Below are 17,135 nucleotides of genomic sequence, written 5' to 3' on the forward strand. Positions count from 1 at the left end.
ATCAGCCGGCCGGCGCGAAGGCCGCGTCCATCTTCTTCGCGGCGTCGTCCGCCGCCGCCTTGACGTCCTTACGGCCGCTGACGATCTCCTGGAACATCGTGGGCAGCACGAGGGAGGCGTCGATCTGCCCCCAGCCGGGGGACGCGGGGACGAACTTCGTGCCGGCGGCGAGGGTGTCGGTGAAGGGCTTCACGAAGGGCTGCCGCTGAGCGGCGGCGGCGCGCGTGTCGGTGTACGTGGGCAGGAAGCCCATCGCGTCGAAGAGCCGGCCCTGGGTCTCCTTGCCGGTGAGGGACTTGAGGAGGTCGACGGCGAGGGTGCGGCGCGGGCTGCTCTTGAGGACGCCGATGTTGTTGCCGCCGGCGAAGGCGGGGGCGATGGAGCCGGGGGTGGTGCCGGGCAGCGGGACGACGGCGTACTTGCCCTTCACGGTGCCGGCCTCGACGGCCGCGTGGCTGAAGTCGCCGCCGATGGCCATGCCGGCCTTGCCGGAGGCGAAGGCGGTGACGGTGGCGTTGCCGCCCATCTGGGCGCACTTGGCGGCCGGACAGTTGTCGTCGCCGAAGAGCGAGGTGTACGTGGTGATGCCCTTGAGGGCGTCGGGGCTGTTGATGGCGGCCTTGTAGGAGTCGCCGTGCGCGGTGGCGAGTTCACCGCCGGCGGCCCAGACGAAGGGCATGGCGCCGTAGGTGTAGGCGCCGCCGACGGCGATGCCGTACAGCTCGGGCCTGGCCTTGCGGATCTTCTTGGCGGTCTCGACGAGTTCGGCCTGGCTCTTGGGGGCCTTCAGGCCGAGTTCGCCGAAGACGTCGGTGCGGTAGTAGAGGGCGCGGATGCCGACGAAGAAGGGGGCGCCGTAGACCTTGCCGCCGACGGTGACGGACTGGCGGGCGGTGGCGTCGGTGTCCTTCGCCTCGTCCCAGGCGGCGAACTCGGCGCTGATGTCGGCGAGGCCGCCGTCCTTGACGTATCCGGCGGTGTCGGTGTTGCCGTACTCGATGAGGTCGGGGGCCGACTCGGGGTCGTTGAAGGCGGCCTTGACGCGCTGGGCGCGGGTCTCGACGGGGATGTACTCGACCTCGACCTTCGCGCCCCGGTTGCGCTTCTCGAAGGCGGCGACGGCCTGCTCGACGGCCTGCTCCTTGGGCTTGTTGCTCACCTCCTGGAAGAGCCAGACGCGCAGGGTGCCGCTCTTCTCGTCCGTCGTGGCCTTCCCGTCGGAGGTCTGGGGCGCGCAGGCGGTGGTGGTCAGGCCGGCCAGCAGGAGTGCGGCGGCCGTGGCGGTGATGGGGGCAGGAAGCTTCATGGCGGATCCCCTCCAGGTGCGTGCGTTGCAGCATGTGCAATGAGCGTTTCGCGCTGCACAACACGCGTGAGGCTAGGCGGACTCCGGGCGGGCCGACAAGAGGTCTCGACCACCTCAACCACTCCGTGACCGGCGAAAGCACCCTGCGCAACGGGGACGCTCCGGGAGGAGCCGGAAAAACGGAACGGCGCCCGCCGCGTCCGGCCGGAGGAGCCCGGAGGGGCCCGGAAAAACGGAACGGCCCCCGTCGCGCGCGCCGAAGCACGCACGACGGGGGCCGTCACCGGCTCGCCCCGACGGCGGGACCTGACTTACTTGCCCTTGCCGCCCTTGTCCTTGTCCTTGTCGCCGCCGGCGCCCATGGAGTCGTAGATCTCCTTGCACATCGGACAGACCGGGTACTTCTTGGGGTCGCGCCCCGGCACCCAGACCTTTCCGCACAGCGCCACGACGGGCGTGCCGTCCAGGGCGCTCGCCATGATCTTGTCCTTCTGGACGTAATGGGCGTAGCGCTCGTGGTCGCCGTCACCGTGGGACACCTGCGGCGTCGGCTCGACGAGGGTCCCCGTACCTGCCCCGCGCTCGGGCTCGAGAGTGCTCATAACCGCCAAGGGTACTGAAAGCCGGGCCCTCGGTTGAGGGACGGGTCGCCGTCAGTTGAGGGACGGGTCGTCCGGATACGTCGCGATCATCGCCAGCTCGCCGCGCTGTCGCCGCAGCACCTGCCGCCAGAGCGCCTCGGGCCGCGGCGAGGAGACGTCGCCGGGCTCGGACTCGACCACGTACCAGGCCCCGTCACCGAGCTCGTCCTCCAGCTGGCCGGGGCCCCAGCCCGCGTACCCGGCGAAGATCCGCAGCGAGCCGAGCGCGGGGCCGAGCAGCTCGGGCGGGGCCTCCAGGTCGACCAGGCCGATCGCCCCGTGCACCCGCCGCCAGCCGAGCGGGCCCTCGTCGCCGGGGATCACGGCGACGCCGAGGGCCGCGTCGAGCGAGACGGGACCGCCCTGGAAGACCACGCCGGGCTCGCCGGCGAGGTCCGCCCAGGAGGCGAGGACGTCACCGACGGTGACCGGCGTGGGCCGGTTGAGGACCACGCCGAGCGAGCCCTCGTCGTCGTGGTCGAGCAGCAGCACCACCGCGCGGTCGAAATTCGGGTCCGCGAGGGCGGGGGTGGCCACGAGCAGCCGTCCTGTGAGCGAGGACACCTCGGTCATGCGAGACATGATCCCGCATCTTCGGCCTCCGCGTGGCCCGTCGGGCGCGAACGCGGGAAGTCGGGGACCGCCGCAGTTCAGAGGGGACGGGGCCGGGCGGCGCGGCCGGCCCGCCGGGGCAACCGGACGGTGACGCTCCGCAAGATCACGCGAACAGAGGGTGTTGTGCCGAATTCATTACGTCTGAGAGGTCCCCCGGAGCATCCGAACGAGGTTCCATGGCCCCTTACCCTTTTCACTGGCCACCCGTCGGACCCACTTCCGGAACGCGAGATTCATGACCGGCACAGACAGCCACGATGTACTGCTCGTCCATGGCGGCACCCCGCTGGAGGGCGAGATCCGCGTCCGCGGCGCGAAGAACCTCGTGCCCAAGGCGATGGTCGCCGCTCTGCTCGGCAGCGGCCCCAGCCGCCTGCGCAACGTGCCCGACATCCGTGACGTCCGCGTGGTCCGCGGACTGCTCCAGTTGCACGGAGTGACGGTCCGTCCGGGCGACGAGCCCGGCGAGCTCGTCCTCGACCCGACGCACGTCGAGTCCGCGAACGTCGCCGACATCGACGCCCACGCCGGCTCGTCCCGCATCCCGATCCTCTTCTGCGGCCCGCTGCTGCACCGCCTCGGCCACGCCTTCATCCCGGGCCTGGGCGGCTGCGACATCGGCGGCCGGCCCATCGACTTCCACTTCGACGTGCTGCGCCAGTTCGGCGCGACCATCGAGAAGCGGGCGGACGGGCAGTACCTGGAGGCCCCGCAGCGCCTTCGCGGCTGCAAGATCCGGCTGCCGTACCCCTCGGTCGGCTCGACCGAGCAGGTGCTGCTCACGGCGGTGCTCGCCGAGGGCGTCACCGAGCTGTCGAACGCGGCCGTGGAGCCCGAGATCGAGGACCTGATCTGCGTCCTGCAGAAGATGGGCGCGATCATCTCCATGGACACCGACCGGACCATCCGGATCACCGGTGTCGACAAGCTCGACGGCTACACCCACCGGGCGCTCCCGGACCGCCTGGAGGCGGCCTCCTGGGCGTCGGCGGCGCTGGCCACCGGCGGCAACATCTACGTGCGCGGCGCGCAGCAGCGCTCGATGATGACCTTCCTCAACACGTACCGGAAGGTCGGCGGCGCCTTCGAGATCGACGACGACGGCATCCGCTTCTGGCACCCGGGCGGCTCGCTCAACGCGATCGCCCTGGAGACGGACGTGCACCCCGGCTTCCAGACCGACTGGCAGCAGCCGCTGGTGGTGGCCCTGACGCAGGCCTCCGGCCTCTCCATCGTCCACGAGACGGTGTACGAGTCGCGGCTCGGCTTCACCTCCGCGCTGAACCAGATGGGCGCGCACATCCAGCTGTACCGCGAGTGCCTGGGCGGCTCCGACTGCCGCTTCGGCCAGCGGAACTTCCTGCACTCGGCGGTCGTGTCCGGCCCGACCCGGCTGCAGGGCGCCGACCTGGTCATCCCCGACCTGCGCGGCGGCTTCTCGTACCTGATCGCGGCGCTCGCGGCCCAGGGCACCTCGCGGGTCCACGGCATCGAGCTGATCAACCGCGGCTACGAGAACTTCATGGAGAAGCTGATCGAGCTCGGCGCCAAGGTCGAGCTGCCGGGCAGCGCGCTGGTCTAGCGGCCCCGCGCTCCTCCGTACCGTACGGCTCCACGCACGCGCGTGGGGCCGTACGGCCGTTCGGGGGTCCTCCGGGGTCTGTACGGGCCGCACGGGGCTCCACGACGCCCCGGGCGGGCCCACGGGGCCGTACGGGGCGTTCTGGCGGGCGAACGAAAGGGCGGCCACCCCGTGACCGGGGTGGCCGCCCTTTCTGCGCCTCCAGGCCGCTTACTTGCCCTTGGCGGCTTCCTTGAGCTTCGAGCCCGCGGAGACCTTCACGCTGTAGCCGGCCGGGATGTTGATCGGGTCGCCGGTCTGCGGGTTACGAGCGGTGCGAGCGGCACGGTGGGTGCGCTCGAAGGTCAGGAAGCCGGGGATGGTGACCTTCTCGTCGCCCTTGGCGACGACCTCACCGACGGTCTCGGCGAGAGCGGCCAGCACGGCGTCGGCGTCCTTGCGGGTCACCTCGGCGCGGTCGGCCAGGGCGGCCACCAGCTCACTGCGGTTCATGTTGTTACTCCCGTGTTCTTCTTGCCTGTGAGGCGTGCCACGCGGCGGAAGCCGCGCGATTGGGTACAGCGAAGCCGATGCTGCCAGGGCCCTCGGACAGTCCCCGGACCCGGGTCACATGACAGACCCTCGCGCCCAAACACGCATCCTGCCCCCACCAGCGGCGGGAACGCCAATCCGGCACCCCCGCGGGTCACACGAAAAGCGCCGGAACCCCGCGGTGGTGACGTTCTGTCGACTCCCCGCGAACCGCGCGGAGTCGAAAAGCAACCCTAAAGGCGGGTTTACGCCACCGCGAATCGCGACGCGCCGTCAGAGCGCGGCCGGGGCCGCGCCGCCGCCCGCCGCCTTCGCCGCGGTGCGGACCGCTCCGGCGACCGCGCCCGCCACCTTGTCGTTGAAGACCGACGGGATGATGTAGTTCGGGTTGAGCTCGTCCTCGGTGACCACGTCGGCGAGGGCCGCGGCGGCCGCCAGCATCATGTCCGTGTTGACCGTGCGGGACTGGGCGTCGAGCAGGCCGCGGAAGACGCCCGGGAAGACCAGGACGTTGTTGATCTGGTTGGGGAAGTCGGAGCGGCCCGTGGCGACGACGGCGGCCGTCCGGCGCGCCTCGGCCGGGTCGACCTCCGGGTCGGGGTTCGCGAGCGCGAACACGATGGCGCCCTCCGCCATGGCGGCGACGTCCTCGGCGTCCAGCAGGTTCGGGGCGGAGACGCCGATGAAGACGTCCGCGCCGGCGACGGCCTGCTTGAGGGTGCCGGTGACGCCCTCGGGGTTGGTGTTGTCCGCGATCCAGCGCAGCGGCGAGTCGGCCGGGGCCTCGACCAGGTCCTCGCGGTCCGCGTGGACGACGCCCTTGATGTCGGCGACGACGGCGTGCTTGACGCCCGCGGCCAGGAGGAGCTTCAGGATGGCCGTACCGGCCGCGCCGGCGCCGGACATGACGACCCGTACGTCGCCGATGCCCTTGCCGACCACGCGCAGGGCGTTGGTGAGGGCGGCGAGGACGACGATGGCGGTGCCGTGCTGGTCGTCGTGGAAGACCGGGATGTCGAGGGCCTCGCGCAGCCGGGCCTCGATCTCGAAGCAGCGGGGCGCGGAGATGTCCTCCAGGTTGATGCCCGCGAAGCCGGGGGCGATGGCCTTGACGATCGCGACGATCTCGTCGGTGTCCTGGGTGTCCAGGCAGAGCGGCCAGGCGTCGATGCCGGCGAAGCGCTTGAAGAGGGCGGCCTTGCCCTCCATGACGGGCAGGGCGGCCTTGGGGCCGATGTTGCCGAGGCCGAGGACGGCGGAGCCGTCGGTGACGACCGCGACGGAGTTGCGCTTGATGGTGAGGCGGCGGGCGTCCTCGGGGTTCTCGGCGATCGCCATGCAGACCCGGGCGACGCCGGGGGTGTAGATCATGGAGAGGTCGTCGCGGTTGCGGATGGGGTGCTTGGACGCCATCTCGATCTTGCCGCCGAGGTGCATCAGGAAGGTGCGGTCGGAGACCTTGCCGAGGACGACGCCCTCGATGCCGCGCAGCTGCTCCACGATCAGGTCGGCGTGGGCCGTGGAGGTCGCGGCGATGGTGACGTCGATGCGGAGCTTCTCGTGGCCGGAGGCGGTCACGTCGAGGCCGGTGACGGAACCGCCGGACGACTCCACCGCCGTGGTGAGCTGGGAGACCGCGGTCCCGCTCGCGGGAACCTCCAGCCGGACCGTCATCGAGTACGAGACGCTGGGCGCCGTTGCCATGGCCGAGTTCCTCTGCTTTCCCTGAGCTTCGTTGCTACGCCGCCCCGGCTGGTTGCCCGGCGGCGCCCTCCGATGGTCGCACCTACCTGCGAGTAGCGGGTAATGCGGTCATTTTGTTTTCGGAAAGTAGTTTCCACCATACGAGAGAGGCTCGGGAAACAGAAGAGGCCCCCGCCACCTGGGGTGACGAGGGCCTCGACTTCGTACGTACGTCCAAAGGACGGCTTAGGTGGCACCGACCCGCCATGCTCGCCTCGCGGCAAGTGGTCCCTCTGAGGGACGAAGGTTGGGCCCGGGGGCTTGGATCGAGCCGGTGCCACACCCAGGCTAACAAACCACTCCCGCCGGTGATTCCAGCGCCACAGGTTGACCTGAAACCGGCTGTGGTTCCGGTGCCGCGGCGGGCGCCGGACGGGCCCGCCGCAGACTGGGGCTCAGTCCCGCAGCAGGTCCGGCACCCCCGCCGCGTCCGGCAGGTCGCCAGCCCCCGCGACCACCGTGAGCTGCTGCGTCGCCCGGGTCAGGGCCACGTAGAGCACCCGGAGCCCGGCCGGGGACTCGTCCGCGATCTCCGCGGGCGAGACGACCACCGTCGCGTCGTACTCCAGGCCCTTCGCCTCCAGGGAGCCGAGCGCGACCACCCGGTCGCCCAGCTCCGCGAGCCAGCGGGCGGCCTCCTCGCGCCGCCGCATGGCGACGACGACGCCGACCGTGCCCTCGACCTGTTCGAGCAGCCTTCGCGCCTCGAAACGTACGGTTTCGGCCAGATCCGCGTCCCCCGCGCCCTCCGGGACCGCGACGAACCGGGGCTCGACGCCGGTGGAGCGGACCGCGCGGGGCGACTCCTTGCCCGGCATGGCGAGGGCGAGGACCTTGGCGGCCAGCTCGGCGATCTCGGCCGGGTTGCGGTAGTTCACGGTCAGCTCGAAGCGGCGGCGCGGCCGGGAGCCGAGCGCCTCGTCCCGGGCCGCGGCCGCCTCGTCCGGGTCGGACCAGGAGGACTGCGCCGGGTCCCCGACGACCGTCCAGGTGGCGTGCCGGCCGCGCCGCCCGACCATCCGCCACTGCATGGGCGTGAGGTCCTGGGCCTCGTCGACGATCACGTGCGCGTACTCGGTGCGCTCCGCCGCGAGCCGCTCGGCCCGCTCGCGCTGGGTCTCCTCCCGTACCGGCATCAGCTCCTCCAGGCCCGTGAGCTGGTCCAGCGGGTCGTACTCCCGCCGCTTCCGGGGCCGGGCCGGGGCGCCGAGCAGGGTGTTCAGCTCGTCGAGGAGGGCCACGTCGTGGACGGAGAGCTCCGGGCGGCGCAGCGAGCGGGCGAGCCTGCGCACCTCGCCCGGGTTGAGGATCCGGCGGGCCCAGCGGCCCAGGCGCCGCTCGTCGGCCATCGCACCGAGGACCTGCCGGGGGGTGAGCTCGGGCCACCAGGCGTCGAGGAAGCCGAGGAAGGAGTCCTCGGTGGAGACGTCCTCGTCGAAGGAGGAGCGCAGCTCGGCGGCCAGCTCGGGGTCGCTGTGCCGACCGGACGCGCCGGACTTGGCGTAGAGCGCGTCGAGCAGCAGCCGGCGGGCGCGCGGGCGGAGCAGGTTGACGGGGGCGGTGCCGCCGAGGACGTGGTGGCGGATGCGCCGCAGCTCGTCGGCCTCCAGCTCCAGGCGGCGCCCGAAGGCGACGACGCGCAGCCGGGTGGGGGTGCCGGCGGGCGCCCGCTCCGCGTCCTCCCCCAGCTCGGGCTGGACCCTGGGCGCGGGGGTCTCCAGGGCGCCCCGGGCGGCCTTGCGGAGCACCGCGAGCATCCGGGAGGAGCCCTTGATCCGGGCCACGGCCGGGTCGTCGTAGGCGGTGGCCTCGGCGCCGTCGACCAGCGAGCCGACCGCGCGGATCGCGACCTGCCCCTCCTCGCCGAGGGAGGGCAGGACGCCCTCGGTGTACGAGACGAGGAGCGGGGTCGGGGAGACGATCAGGATGCCGCCCGCGTACCGCCGCCGGTCCTGGTAGAGCAGGTACGCGGCCCGGTGCAGGGCCACGGCCGTCTTGCCGGTGCCGGGGCCGCCCTCCACGTACGTCACGGAGGCGGCGGGCGCCCGGATGACGAGGTCCTGCTCGGCCTGGATGGAGGAGACGATGTCCCGCATGGTGTGGCCGCGGGCCTGGCCGAGGGCGGCCATCAGGGCGCCGTCGCCGATGACGGGCAGCTCGTGCCCGCCGAGCGTGGCCCGCAGCTCGGGGCGCATCAGGTCGTCCTCGACGCCGAGGACCCGGCGGCCCTTGGAGCGGATGACCCGGCGGCGCACGACCCGGCCGGGGTCGACGGGGGTGGACCGGTAGAAGGGCGCGGCGGCGGGCGCGCGCCAGTCGATGACGAGCGGCGCGTAGTCGGAGTCGAGGACGCCGATGCGGCCGATGTGGAGGGTCTCCCCGATGTCGGCGGTGTTGTCCGGGCGTACGGCGTCCTCGGCGGGCTCGACGGAGGTGTAGGCCCCGTCGGGGCCCTTCTTCCCGTCCTTGCCGTACAGCAGGTCGATCCTGCCGAAGAGGAAGTCCTCGAACTCGTTGTTGAGCCGGTTGAGGTGGATGCCGGCCCGGAAGACCTGGGCGTCGCGCTCGGCGAGGGCGCCGGGCGTGCCGACCTGCCCGCGCCGGGCGGCGTCGTTCATCAGGAACTCCGCCTCGTGGATCTTCTCCTCCAGCCGGCGGTAGACCTGGTCAAGATGTTCCTGCTCGACACCGATCTCACGGTCCCTGACCGTGTCCACGGCTTCCTGCGCGGCCACCTAAGGCCCCCTTCTCACGTGCACTGGGCAGCCGTCGAGCGTACGCCACCGGGAGCCGCCGTGTCAGGCGGGCGGGGGGTCGTCGTGCAGGAGCCGCTGGAAGAGGTGGTGGTCGCGCCACGCGCCGTCGATGTGGAGGAGCCGGGGAGCGGTCCCGATCCGGGTGAAGCCGCTCTTGGCGAGGACCCGCTGGGAGGCGTGGTTGTCGAGGAGGGTCCCGGCCTCGACGCGGTGCAGCCCGAGGTCGTCGCGGGCGGCCCGGCAGGCCTCCGCGACGAGCGCGGTGGCCAGGCCGCGCCCGGCGTGGTGCGGGTCGATCCAGTACCCGAGGGAGGCGCTGCGGAGGGGCCCGAGGACGATCCCGGAGAGCGTGGCGACGCCCGTGATCTCGTCCCCGTCGACGGCGAACCACCGCACCCCGCCGTCCGCGAGCCGTTCGGCCTGTCCCTCGACGGTGTAGTACCGCTCGGCCCGGTACGGCTCCCACGGCTTCATGTACTCCCGGTTCCGCACCACCGCCCTGGCGAGGGCGGGGGCGTCGGCGGGGACTGCGGGGCGGATGCGGGGGCCTTCGGCGGTCATGCGCGTACGGTAGCGGGCCGCCCGGCTCCGGAACCCCGTCCCCTACCCGTCGTACTTGTCGTCCGCCGACGGGTCAAGGGCCAGCCGGTAGCCCCGCTTCACCACCGTCTGGATCAGCTTCGGGGTGCCGAGGGCCGTGCGGAGGCGGGCCATCGCGGTCTCGACCGCGTGCTCGTCGCGGCCCGCGCCCGGGAGGGCGCGCAGGAGGTCGGCGCGGGAGACGACCCAGCCGGGGCGGCGGGCGAGGAGGCCGAGGAGGGCCATGCCGGCGGGCGGGACGGGGCGCAGGGCGCCGTCGACGAGGACGGCGTGGCCGCGCACCTCCACGCGGTGCCCGGCCACCGGCAGGACCCGGGCGCGGGCGGGCAGTTCGGTGCAGAGGACCTGGACGAGCGGCCCGAGCCGGAAGCGCTCCGGCTGGTACGTGTCGACGCCCTCCGCCTGGAGCGGCAGCGCGGTCACGGGCCCCACGCACACCGCGAGCACGTCGTGCCGCAGCGCCGCGACGAGTTCCGCCCGTACCCCCTTCTCCTCGGCCCGGGAGAGCAGCGAGGCGGCGGCCGGGGCGCTGGTGAAGGTCACCGCGTCCAGGCTCCGGGCGAGGACCGCGTCGAGGAGCCGGTCGAGCGGGCCGGTGTCCTCCGGCGGCATCCAGCGGTAGACGGGGACGACGACGACCTCGGCGCCGCCCTCGGTCAGCGCCTCCACGAAGCCGGGCAGCGGCTCCCCGTGCAGCTGGAGCGCGATCCGGCGGCCGGTCACGCCCTCGGCGAGGAGCCGGTCGAGGACCTCGGCCATGGACTCCGAGGACGGCGACCAGGACTCGGTGAGTCCGGCGGCCCGTACGGCTCCCTTGACCTTCGGTCCCCGGGCGAGGAGTTCGACGTCCCGCAGGACGGCGAGGAGCTCCTCGCCGCATCCCCAGCCGTCGGCGGCCTCGACCCAGCCCCGGAAGCCGATCGCCGTGGTGGCGACGACGACGTCCGGGGCGTGGCCGATGAGTTCCTTGGTGGCGGCGAGGAGTTCGGTGTCGTCGGCGAGCGGCACGATCCGCAGGGCGGGTCCGTGGACGACGGCGGCGCCGCGCCGGCGCAGCAGGGCGATGAGTTCGTCCGCGCGCCGCGCCGCGGTGACGCCGACGGTGAAGCCGGCGAGGGGGCCGTGTTCTTGCTCGTCCATGGACGCAGAGCCTGACGGGGACGCGTGACGGACGCGGTTCGCCCGTATTTCCTGGTCGTTACGGTCCGTGCCGGGCACCGGGGATCACACCTTCGCGTAACCGGGCCGGGGCTCCGGCTCCGTGACGGCCTCGGCGGTCTCGGGCACGGCCGCCGGCCGCCGAAGGTATACCGCCCGGGTGACGGCCATGCAGAGGGCGTAGAAGACGAGGAAGGCGACGAAGGCGGCGGTGCCGGTGCCGGAGGTCTGGAAGGACTGGCGGAAGGCGAGGTTGATGCCGAGCCCGCCGAGCGCGCCGACCGCTCCGATGAGGCCCATGGCGGCGCCGGAGAGGCGCCGGCCGTATGCCTCGGCCTCCTCGTCGGCGAGCCCCTTCCGGTGTCCCTGGGCGAGGAAGATCGCCGGAATCATCTTGTACGTGGAGCCGTTGCCGAGGCCGCTGAGGACGAAGAGGCCGATGAAGCCGGCGAGGAAGACGGCGAGGGACTCGATCACGGAGGCGTAGATCACCACGGAGGTCGCGGCGGCCATCGCGGCGAAGGTCCACAGGGTGATGCGGGCGCCGCCGTGCCGGTCGGCGAGGGAGCCGCCGACGGGCCGGACGAGCGAGCCGAGCAGGGGGCCGATGAAGGTGAGCGAGGCGGCCTGGAGGGGGGTGCGGCCGAACTGGGTCTGGAGCACCAGGCCGAAGGCGAAGCTGTAGCCGATGAAGGAGCCGAAGGTGCCGACGTAGAGGAAGGCCATGATCCAGGTGTGCCGGGCCCGCACGGCCTCCTTCGCGGCCCCGGTGTCGTTCCTGACGGGGGCGAGGTTGTCCATGAAGAGCGCGGAGCACGTGGCGGCGACCACGATCAGGGGCAGGTAGACGCCGAGCACGATCCGGGGGTGCACCGCGCCCGCGGTCCCGATGACGAGGAGGCCGACGAGCTGCACGACGGGGACGCCGATGTTGCCGCCGCCCGCGTTGAGCCCGAGCGCCCAGCCCTTCTTCCGCAGCGGGAAGAAGGCGTTGATGTTGGTCATGGAGGAGGCGAAGTTGCCGCCGCCGACGCCGGTGAGGGCCGCCACCAGGACGAAGGTGGTGTACGACGTCCCGGGCTCCATGACCGCGAAGGCGAGGCCGGTCGGCAGCAGGAGCAGCAGGGCGCTGAAGACGGTCCAGTTCCGGCCGCCGAAGCGGGCGACGGCGAAGGTGTACGGGATCCGGATCAGCGCGCCGACGAAGGTGGCGGTCGCGATCAGGAAGAACTTGCCGGCGGGGTCGACGCCGTACTGCGGTCCCATGAAGAGGACCATGACCGACCACAGGCTCCAGATCGAGAAGCCGATGTGCTCGGAGAGGACGGAGAAGACCAGGTTCCGCCGTGCGATCCGCTCCCCCTCCTCACGCCAGAAGGTCTCGTCCTCCGGTTCCCACCGTTCGATCCACCGGCCGCCCATGTCGCACCTCCGCGGGGTCGGGCCCGGGGCGTCCACTGCCCCGGTCCACCTGCCAACGACGCTAGGGAGGCCGCGTTTCAGGCCGGTGCCGCGAGGTGACGGCGGCGGAACCTTGCTCTCACCCGGGGGGCGGGGTTGCTGTGAGCGGGGCCGCCGTGCGCGGGGGACGGGGGAGCCCGGTGCCGGGCAGGCCCGGTTCGCCCTCCGGCAGCCAGGAGTCCGGCGGGCGGACGAGCCAGCCCTCCCGGGCGCCGATCTCGGCGGCGGCGGTCCGCAGGGCGTCCAGGCCGGGGTGGCGGAGCCCCTTGCGCCACACCAGGCTGACGGGCGACAGGGGGACGGGGGCGACCAGCGGCCGCAGGACGCAGCCGGGCATGGGCGGGAACTCGACGACGGCGAGCACCGGGTGGCGGTGCTTGGCCATGATCCGGCGGAACTCCTCCTTGCCGACCGCGAGCGGGGCGGGCGGGGAGAGCTCGATGCCGCGCCCGGCGAAGAGCCGGACGGCGAGGTCGGTCCACTCGGGGGTGCGCTCGTTCCCGGCCCCGGCGTAGATCCGCTCCCCGGCGAGGGAGGCGAGCGGGACCTCGGGGAGCGCGGCGAGGGGATGGTCGTCGGGCAGGATCACGGCCATCGGCTCGTACCGCACGAACTGCGCGTCGAGTCCGGCCCGCAGATCGGCCGCGAGGCCGCCGTAGCGGCCGAAGGAGACGTCGAGCCGGCCGGCCAGGACGGCCCGCGCGGCGCCGGTGAGGCCGCTCTCGTACCGGGCCATCAGTTCGAGGTCGGGGGCGAGCTCGCGGGCCCGGCGCAGGACGCACTCATGGGCGAGGTCGGGGCTGTTGAGGTCGACGAGCAGGGGCCGGGGCGCGGCCCGGAAGGCCTCGCGCAGCTCGTCGTGGGCGGCGAGCACCCGGCGCGCGTACGGCAGGAGCCGTTCGCCGTCGGGGGTGAGGGAGACCTGCCGGGTGGTCCGGACGAACAGCTCGGCGCCCAGCTCGCGCTCCAGGCGCCGGACGTCCCGGCTGAGGGCCTGCTGGGCGACGTAGAGGCGGGCGGCGGCGCGGGTGAAGTGCAGCTCCTCGGCGACGGCGGTGAAGGCGCGCAGGAGACGGGGGTCGGTGTCGTACGGAGAGGCCACCGCCGCATTCAACAACACGGGTGCGTGAATGGCCATCGATCAGGTGTTGGACCGGGCGGGTGCGGGCGCCCGAACCTTGATCCATGCCGCAACCGGACCTCACCCTGACCCCGGCGGGCCCGGCCTTCGCGCCGCGCTACGACGCCCCTTCCCCCATCTCCTCTTGTGAGAGGAAAGACCGCCGCGCCGGGCGGACCCGCAACCCCTACCGCCTTCTCTTCGCCCGCCCCGGCACCCTCGCCTTCACCGCCGGGGGCCTGATCGGCCGGCTGCCCGCGGGCATGTTCGGCGTCAGCGCCGTGATCATGATCGCGGCGGCGTACGACTCGTACGCCCTGGCCGGCGCGGTCACCGCCACCGGTCTCGCCGTCGGCTCCGTCGTCGCCCCCCTGACCGCCCGGCTCGTCGACCGGTACGGGCAGGCCAGGATCGCGGTCCCGGCCGCCGCGTACGCCCTCCTCGGCCAGCTGGTCCTGGCGCTGTGCGTGCACGGACGGGCCCCGGCCTGGACGCTCTTCGCGGCGGTCGCCCTCACCTCCACGTTCCCGAACACCGGCGGGATGTCCCGGGCCCGCTGGGCGCACCTCCTGCGGGACGACCCGGACGCGCTGCACACCGCGAACTCCTTCGAGCAGGCCGTCGACGAGCTCTGCTTCATGGTGGGCCCGGTGCTCGCCGCCCTCCTCTGCTCGGCGCTCTTCCCGGAGGCGGGCACGCTCGCGGCCGGCGCGTTCCTCCTCGGCGGGACGCTCCTCTTCACGGCCCAGCGCTCCACCGAGCCGCCGGTCGCCCCGCGCGTCCCGGCGGGCTCCCCGCTGCGGGCCCCCGGCATGGTGCCGCTGCTCGCGGTCTTCCTGGCCACCGGGGCGGTCTTCGGCTCCATGGAGGTGGTGACCCTGGCGTACGTGGACGGGCCCGTCGCCGGACCGGTCCTCGCCCTCCAGGCGGCGGGCTCCTGCGCCGCCGGCCTGCTCTACGGCCGGATCCGCCGCACCGCCCGGCTGCGCACCTGCCTGGCCGCGATGACGGCCCTGATGGCGCTGCCGCTGCTCGCCGCCTCGACCGGCTCCCTGCTCGCCTTGGCCGCCGGCCTGCTGGTGGCGGGCATGGCGACGGCGCCGACGATGGTGACGGGGATGGGCCTGGTCCAGCGCCTCACGCCCGCCGACCGGCTCAACGAGGGCATGACCCTGGCCGTGACCGCGCTCCTGGCGGGCATCGCGACCGGTTCGGCCACCGGCGGCTGGGCCGCCGACCACGCCCCGTTCGCCGCGTTCGGCTTCCTGGTCCCGCTCGCTGCGGCGGCCACGGCGCTGGCCCTCTGTGCGGTCGCGGGCATGACGAAGGCCCGGCGGTCGTGGTGACCACCGGGCCTTCGCCCACATGGGATGAGTGGAGATGGCGGGAATCGAACCCGCGTCCAACGGTACGGAAACAGAGCTTCTCCGTGTGCAGTCCGCTACGCGTTTCTCAGCCCCGGAGATCACGCGGACAAGTCTCCGACGGGCTCAGTCACTGTTTGATTTCCCTCCAACCCCCGTGACCGGGGCTAGAGGTTTAGATCCCTTGATGACGCCAGGATCCGGGTCGGGACCATCCCCGGGCTGACGCTCCTCACAGAGGCTTCTGTTCGTTACCTAAAATTAGGCAGCGAGGGCGAAGCGGGAGTTATCGCTCTTGGTGTTGGCGATTATTGGTTGCGACATATGGTTTACGAGATCATTGCCGCTTCCTCGACACGCTTCCTCTGCATCGGTATCCGCTGTCGAAACCGATCATCCCCATGTTGATTTTTCAAAGGTCGCACCCGCCGTGGGGTGCGTGGCCCATCGTACGTGACCAACGGCGGCCGTCGCCAGCGTATTCCCGGCGGCCGGTCCCCCGGCTAGAGCGACTGGCCCGCGCGCTGGCGCCGCTTGGCCGCCGCGATGGCCCGGTTCGTCTCGCGCGTGTCCTGCTTCTCGCGCAGGGTCTGGCGCTTGTCGTACTCCTTCTTGCCCTTGGCGAGGGCGATCTCGACCTTGACCCGGCCGTTGAGGAAGTACAGGGCGAGGGGCACGATCGTGTGACCCGTCTCCTGCGACTTCGCCTCCAGCTTGTCGATCTCCTCCCGGTGCAGGAGCAGCTTGCGCTTCCGCTTGGCCGAGTGGTTGGTCCAGCTGCCCTGCATGTACTCCGGGACGTGGATGTTGTGCAGCCACGCCTCGTGGTTGTCGATCTGGACGAAGCCGTCGACCAGCGAGGCCCGTCCCATCCGCAGCGACTTGACCTCGGTGCCCATGAGCACCACACCGCACTCGTAGGTGTCGATGATGAGGTAGTCGTGCCGCGCCTTCTTGTTCTGCGCGATCAGCTTGCGCTCCGGCGCCTTGTCCTGGTTCTTCTTGGCAGGCTTGCCCTGCACGTTCACGAGTCCCTTTGCCATAGTGCGGTCATTTTCGCACTACGAGCCCCCTCCGAGGCCACTCAATACCGTCCTCGCCCGCTCCTCGGCCCGCTCCCCCGCCGCCAGGTCCGGGGTGATGCCGCTCCCGTCGACGGCGTGCCCGGCCGGGGTCCGGTAGTGGCCGACGGTCAGCTCGGCGACCGAGCCGTCGGGCAGGGTGCTCGGCATCTGGACCGAGCCCTTGCCGAAGGTCCGGGAGCCGACCGTGACGGCCCGCCCCCGGTCCTGGAGGGCGCCGGTGAGCAGCTCGGCCGCGCTCATCGTGCCCCCGTCGACCAGCGCCACCAGGGGCCGCTCGGTGTCGCCGCCGCCCTCCGCGTACACGGCCCGCTCCTCGCCCTCCACGTCGTACGTGGCGACGAGCCCGCCGTCCAGGAAGGCGGAGGCGGCCACGGCGGCCTCCTCGACCAGGCCGCCCGCGTTGCCCCGCAGGTCCAGGAGGACGCCCGCGCCGGCCGGGGCGTCCCGCACCGCGTCCCGCACGCGCGTGCCCGCGCCCTTGGTGAAGGCCTCGACCCGGATCAGTACGGCCCCGTCGTCGAGGCGGCGGACGGTCACCGGGTCCGTCGCGAGCCGGGCCCGGCGCAGGGTCTGCGTCCAGGCGGCGCGCCCGCGCTCGACCCGCAGGGCGACGGACGAGCCCGGCACCCCGTCGCCGCGCAGCAGGGCGACGACCTCGGAGACGGAGAGCCCGTCGACCGGGCGGCCGTCGACGGAGACGAGCCGGTCGCCGGTGCGGAGCCCGGCCCCGGCGGCGGGGCCGCCGGACCGGACCCGGGTGATCCGGACGCGGTCGCCGTCGGCCCGGCCCGCGGAGAGCCCGACGCCCGTGTAGGCGCCGTCGAGGGACTGCTCGAACTCCGCGTACTCCCGCTTGTCGTACACCGCGCCCCAGCGGTCGCCGCTGCGGCTGACGAACTCCTCGGCGGCCTCCTTGCCCGACTTCCCGTCGGCCATGGCCGCGGCGGCGGCGCGGCGGAGCGCGGCGCTGTCGACGGGCGCCCGGTCCCCGGACCACCGTCCCTCGTCCGGGGTCCCCCCGGCCCGCTCGGCCGCCGGTTCCTGCCGGGGCAGCGAGCCCGTGGCGGCGGCGGTGGCGAGGACGCCGGTGAAGACCAACGTCAGAACGGCCCCACGGAGCACTCCGCGGGGCCGGATACAGAGAAGGTCGGTGCCGGCCGGCATGTCGCCCAC

General features: G+C 72.8%; 14 protein-coding genes and 1 other RNA gene. 2 read left to right on the plus strand and 13 right to left on the minus strand.

Annotated elements, in window-relative coordinates; translation table 11 throughout:
* Position 1: 1 nt before the first annotated feature.
* The 3 genes from ACIQD7_RS16620 to ACIQD7_RS16630 all read right to left on the minus strand — a co-directional run bounded on the left by ACIQD7_RS16620 (position 2) and on the right by ACIQD7_RS16630 (position 2,520).
* Positions 2-1,306, minus strand: a complete 1,305-nt coding sequence (locus ACIQD7_RS16620; protein WP_402442261.1) for an extracellular solute-binding protein — start codon at positions 1,304-1,306, stop codon at positions 2-4.
* A gap of 311 nt (positions 1,307-1,617) precedes the next feature.
* Positions 1,618-1,908 (minus strand): DUF3039 domain-containing protein, encoded by a 291-nt coding sequence (locus ACIQD7_RS16625; RefSeq protein ID WP_071267549.1) that lies wholly within the window; start codon positions 1,906-1,908, stop codon positions 1,618-1,620.
* A gap of 51 nt (positions 1,909-1,959) precedes the next feature.
* Positions 1,960-2,520 carry a YqgE/AlgH family protein gene (locus ACIQD7_RS16630; RefSeq protein ID WP_402442264.1) on the minus strand — a complete coding sequence of 187 codons (561 nt, stop codon included), beginning with the start codon at positions 2,518-2,520 and terminating at the stop codon, positions 1,960-1,962.
* A 277-nt stretch (positions 2,521-2,797) separates the two neighbouring features.
* Between ACIQD7_RS16630 and murA the strand changes: the two genes are divergently transcribed.
* Entirely contained in the window at positions 2,798-4,144 is a 1,347-nt protein-coding gene (murA, locus tag ACIQD7_RS16635) for a UDP-N-acetylglucosamine 1-carboxyvinyltransferase (RefSeq protein WP_121830820.1), read from the plus strand.
* A 210-nt stretch (positions 4,145-4,354) separates the two neighbouring features.
* Here the strand turns inward: murA and ACIQD7_RS16640 are convergent, their stop codons facing one another.
* From ACIQD7_RS16640 to ACIQD7_RS16670, 7 genes are all read right to left on the minus strand, one after another.
* A complete protein-coding gene (locus tag ACIQD7_RS16640) occupies positions 4,355-4,636 on the minus strand; it encodes an HU family DNA-binding protein (protein ID WP_017237029.1) in 282 nt (93 codons plus the stop codon).
* 312 nt (positions 4,637-4,948) lie between these two features.
* Positions 4,949-6,379, minus strand: coding sequence for an NAD-dependent malic enzyme (locus tag ACIQD7_RS16645; RefSeq protein WP_161373332.1), 1,431 nt, complete (start codon positions 6,377-6,379; stop codon positions 4,949-4,951).
* 434 nt (positions 6,380-6,813) lie between these two features.
* A complete protein-coding gene (locus ACIQD7_RS16650; protein WP_390755569.1) occupies positions 6,814-9,153 on the minus strand; it encodes a HelD family protein in 2,340 nt (779 codons plus the stop codon).
* Positions 9,154-9,216: 63 nt separating this feature from the next.
* Positions 9,217-9,735 (minus strand): GNAT family N-acetyltransferase, encoded by a 519-nt coding sequence (locus ACIQD7_RS16655; protein ID WP_121830823.1) that lies wholly within the window; start codon positions 9,733-9,735, stop codon positions 9,217-9,219.
* Between the two features lie 42 nt (positions 9,736-9,777).
* The gene (locus ACIQD7_RS16660; RefSeq protein WP_402442267.1) at positions 9,778-10,914 is read right to left on the minus strand and encodes a uroporphyrinogen-III synthase; all 1,137 of its coding nucleotides are present in this window, start codon (positions 10,912-10,914) and stop codon (positions 9,778-9,780) included.
* Positions 10,915-10,998: 84 nt separating this feature from the next.
* Positions 10,999-12,354 (minus strand): nitrate/nitrite transporter, encoded by a 1,356-nt coding sequence (locus tag ACIQD7_RS16665; RefSeq protein ID WP_402442269.1) that lies wholly within the window; start codon positions 12,352-12,354, stop codon positions 10,999-11,001.
* A gap of 118 nt (positions 12,355-12,472) precedes the next feature.
* A complete protein-coding gene (locus ACIQD7_RS16670) occupies positions 12,473-13,531 on the minus strand; it encodes a LysR family transcriptional regulator (RefSeq protein WP_402442271.1) in 1,059 nt (352 codons plus the stop codon).
* Between the two features lie 47 nt (positions 13,532-13,578).
* Between ACIQD7_RS16670 and ACIQD7_RS16675 the strand changes: the two genes are divergently transcribed.
* The gene (locus tag ACIQD7_RS16675; RefSeq protein WP_402442273.1) at positions 13,579-14,859 is read left to right on the plus strand and encodes an MFS transporter; all 1,281 of its coding nucleotides are present in this window, start codon (positions 13,579-13,581) and stop codon (positions 14,857-14,859) included.
* Between the two features lie 26 nt (positions 14,860-14,885).
* On the opposite strand, the gene ssrA is transcribed toward ACIQD7_RS16675, so the two are convergent.
* From ssrA to ACIQD7_RS16690, 3 genes are all read right to left on the minus strand, one after another.
* Positions 14,886-15,278: a transfer-messenger RNA gene (gene ssrA, locus ACIQD7_RS16680) on the minus strand.
* Positions 15,279-15,380: 102 nt separating this feature from the next.
* The gene (gene smpB, locus ACIQD7_RS16685) at positions 15,381-15,920 is read right to left on the minus strand and encodes an SsrA-binding protein SmpB (protein ID WP_202527956.1); all 540 of its coding nucleotides are present in this window, start codon (positions 15,918-15,920) and stop codon (positions 15,381-15,383) included.
* A gap of 18 nt (positions 15,921-15,938) precedes the next feature.
* The gene (locus ACIQD7_RS16690) at positions 15,939-17,126 is read right to left on the minus strand and encodes a S41 family peptidase (protein ID WP_402442274.1); all 1,188 of its coding nucleotides are present in this window, start codon (positions 17,124-17,126) and stop codon (positions 15,939-15,941) included.
* Positions 17,127-17,135 lie beyond the last annotated feature (9 nt).

The sequence above is a fragment of the Streptomyces sp. NPDC093071 genome (genome assembly GCF_044754545.1).
Taxonomy (GTDB): Bacteria; Actinomycetota; Actinomycetes; order Streptomycetales; family Streptomycetaceae; genus Streptomyces.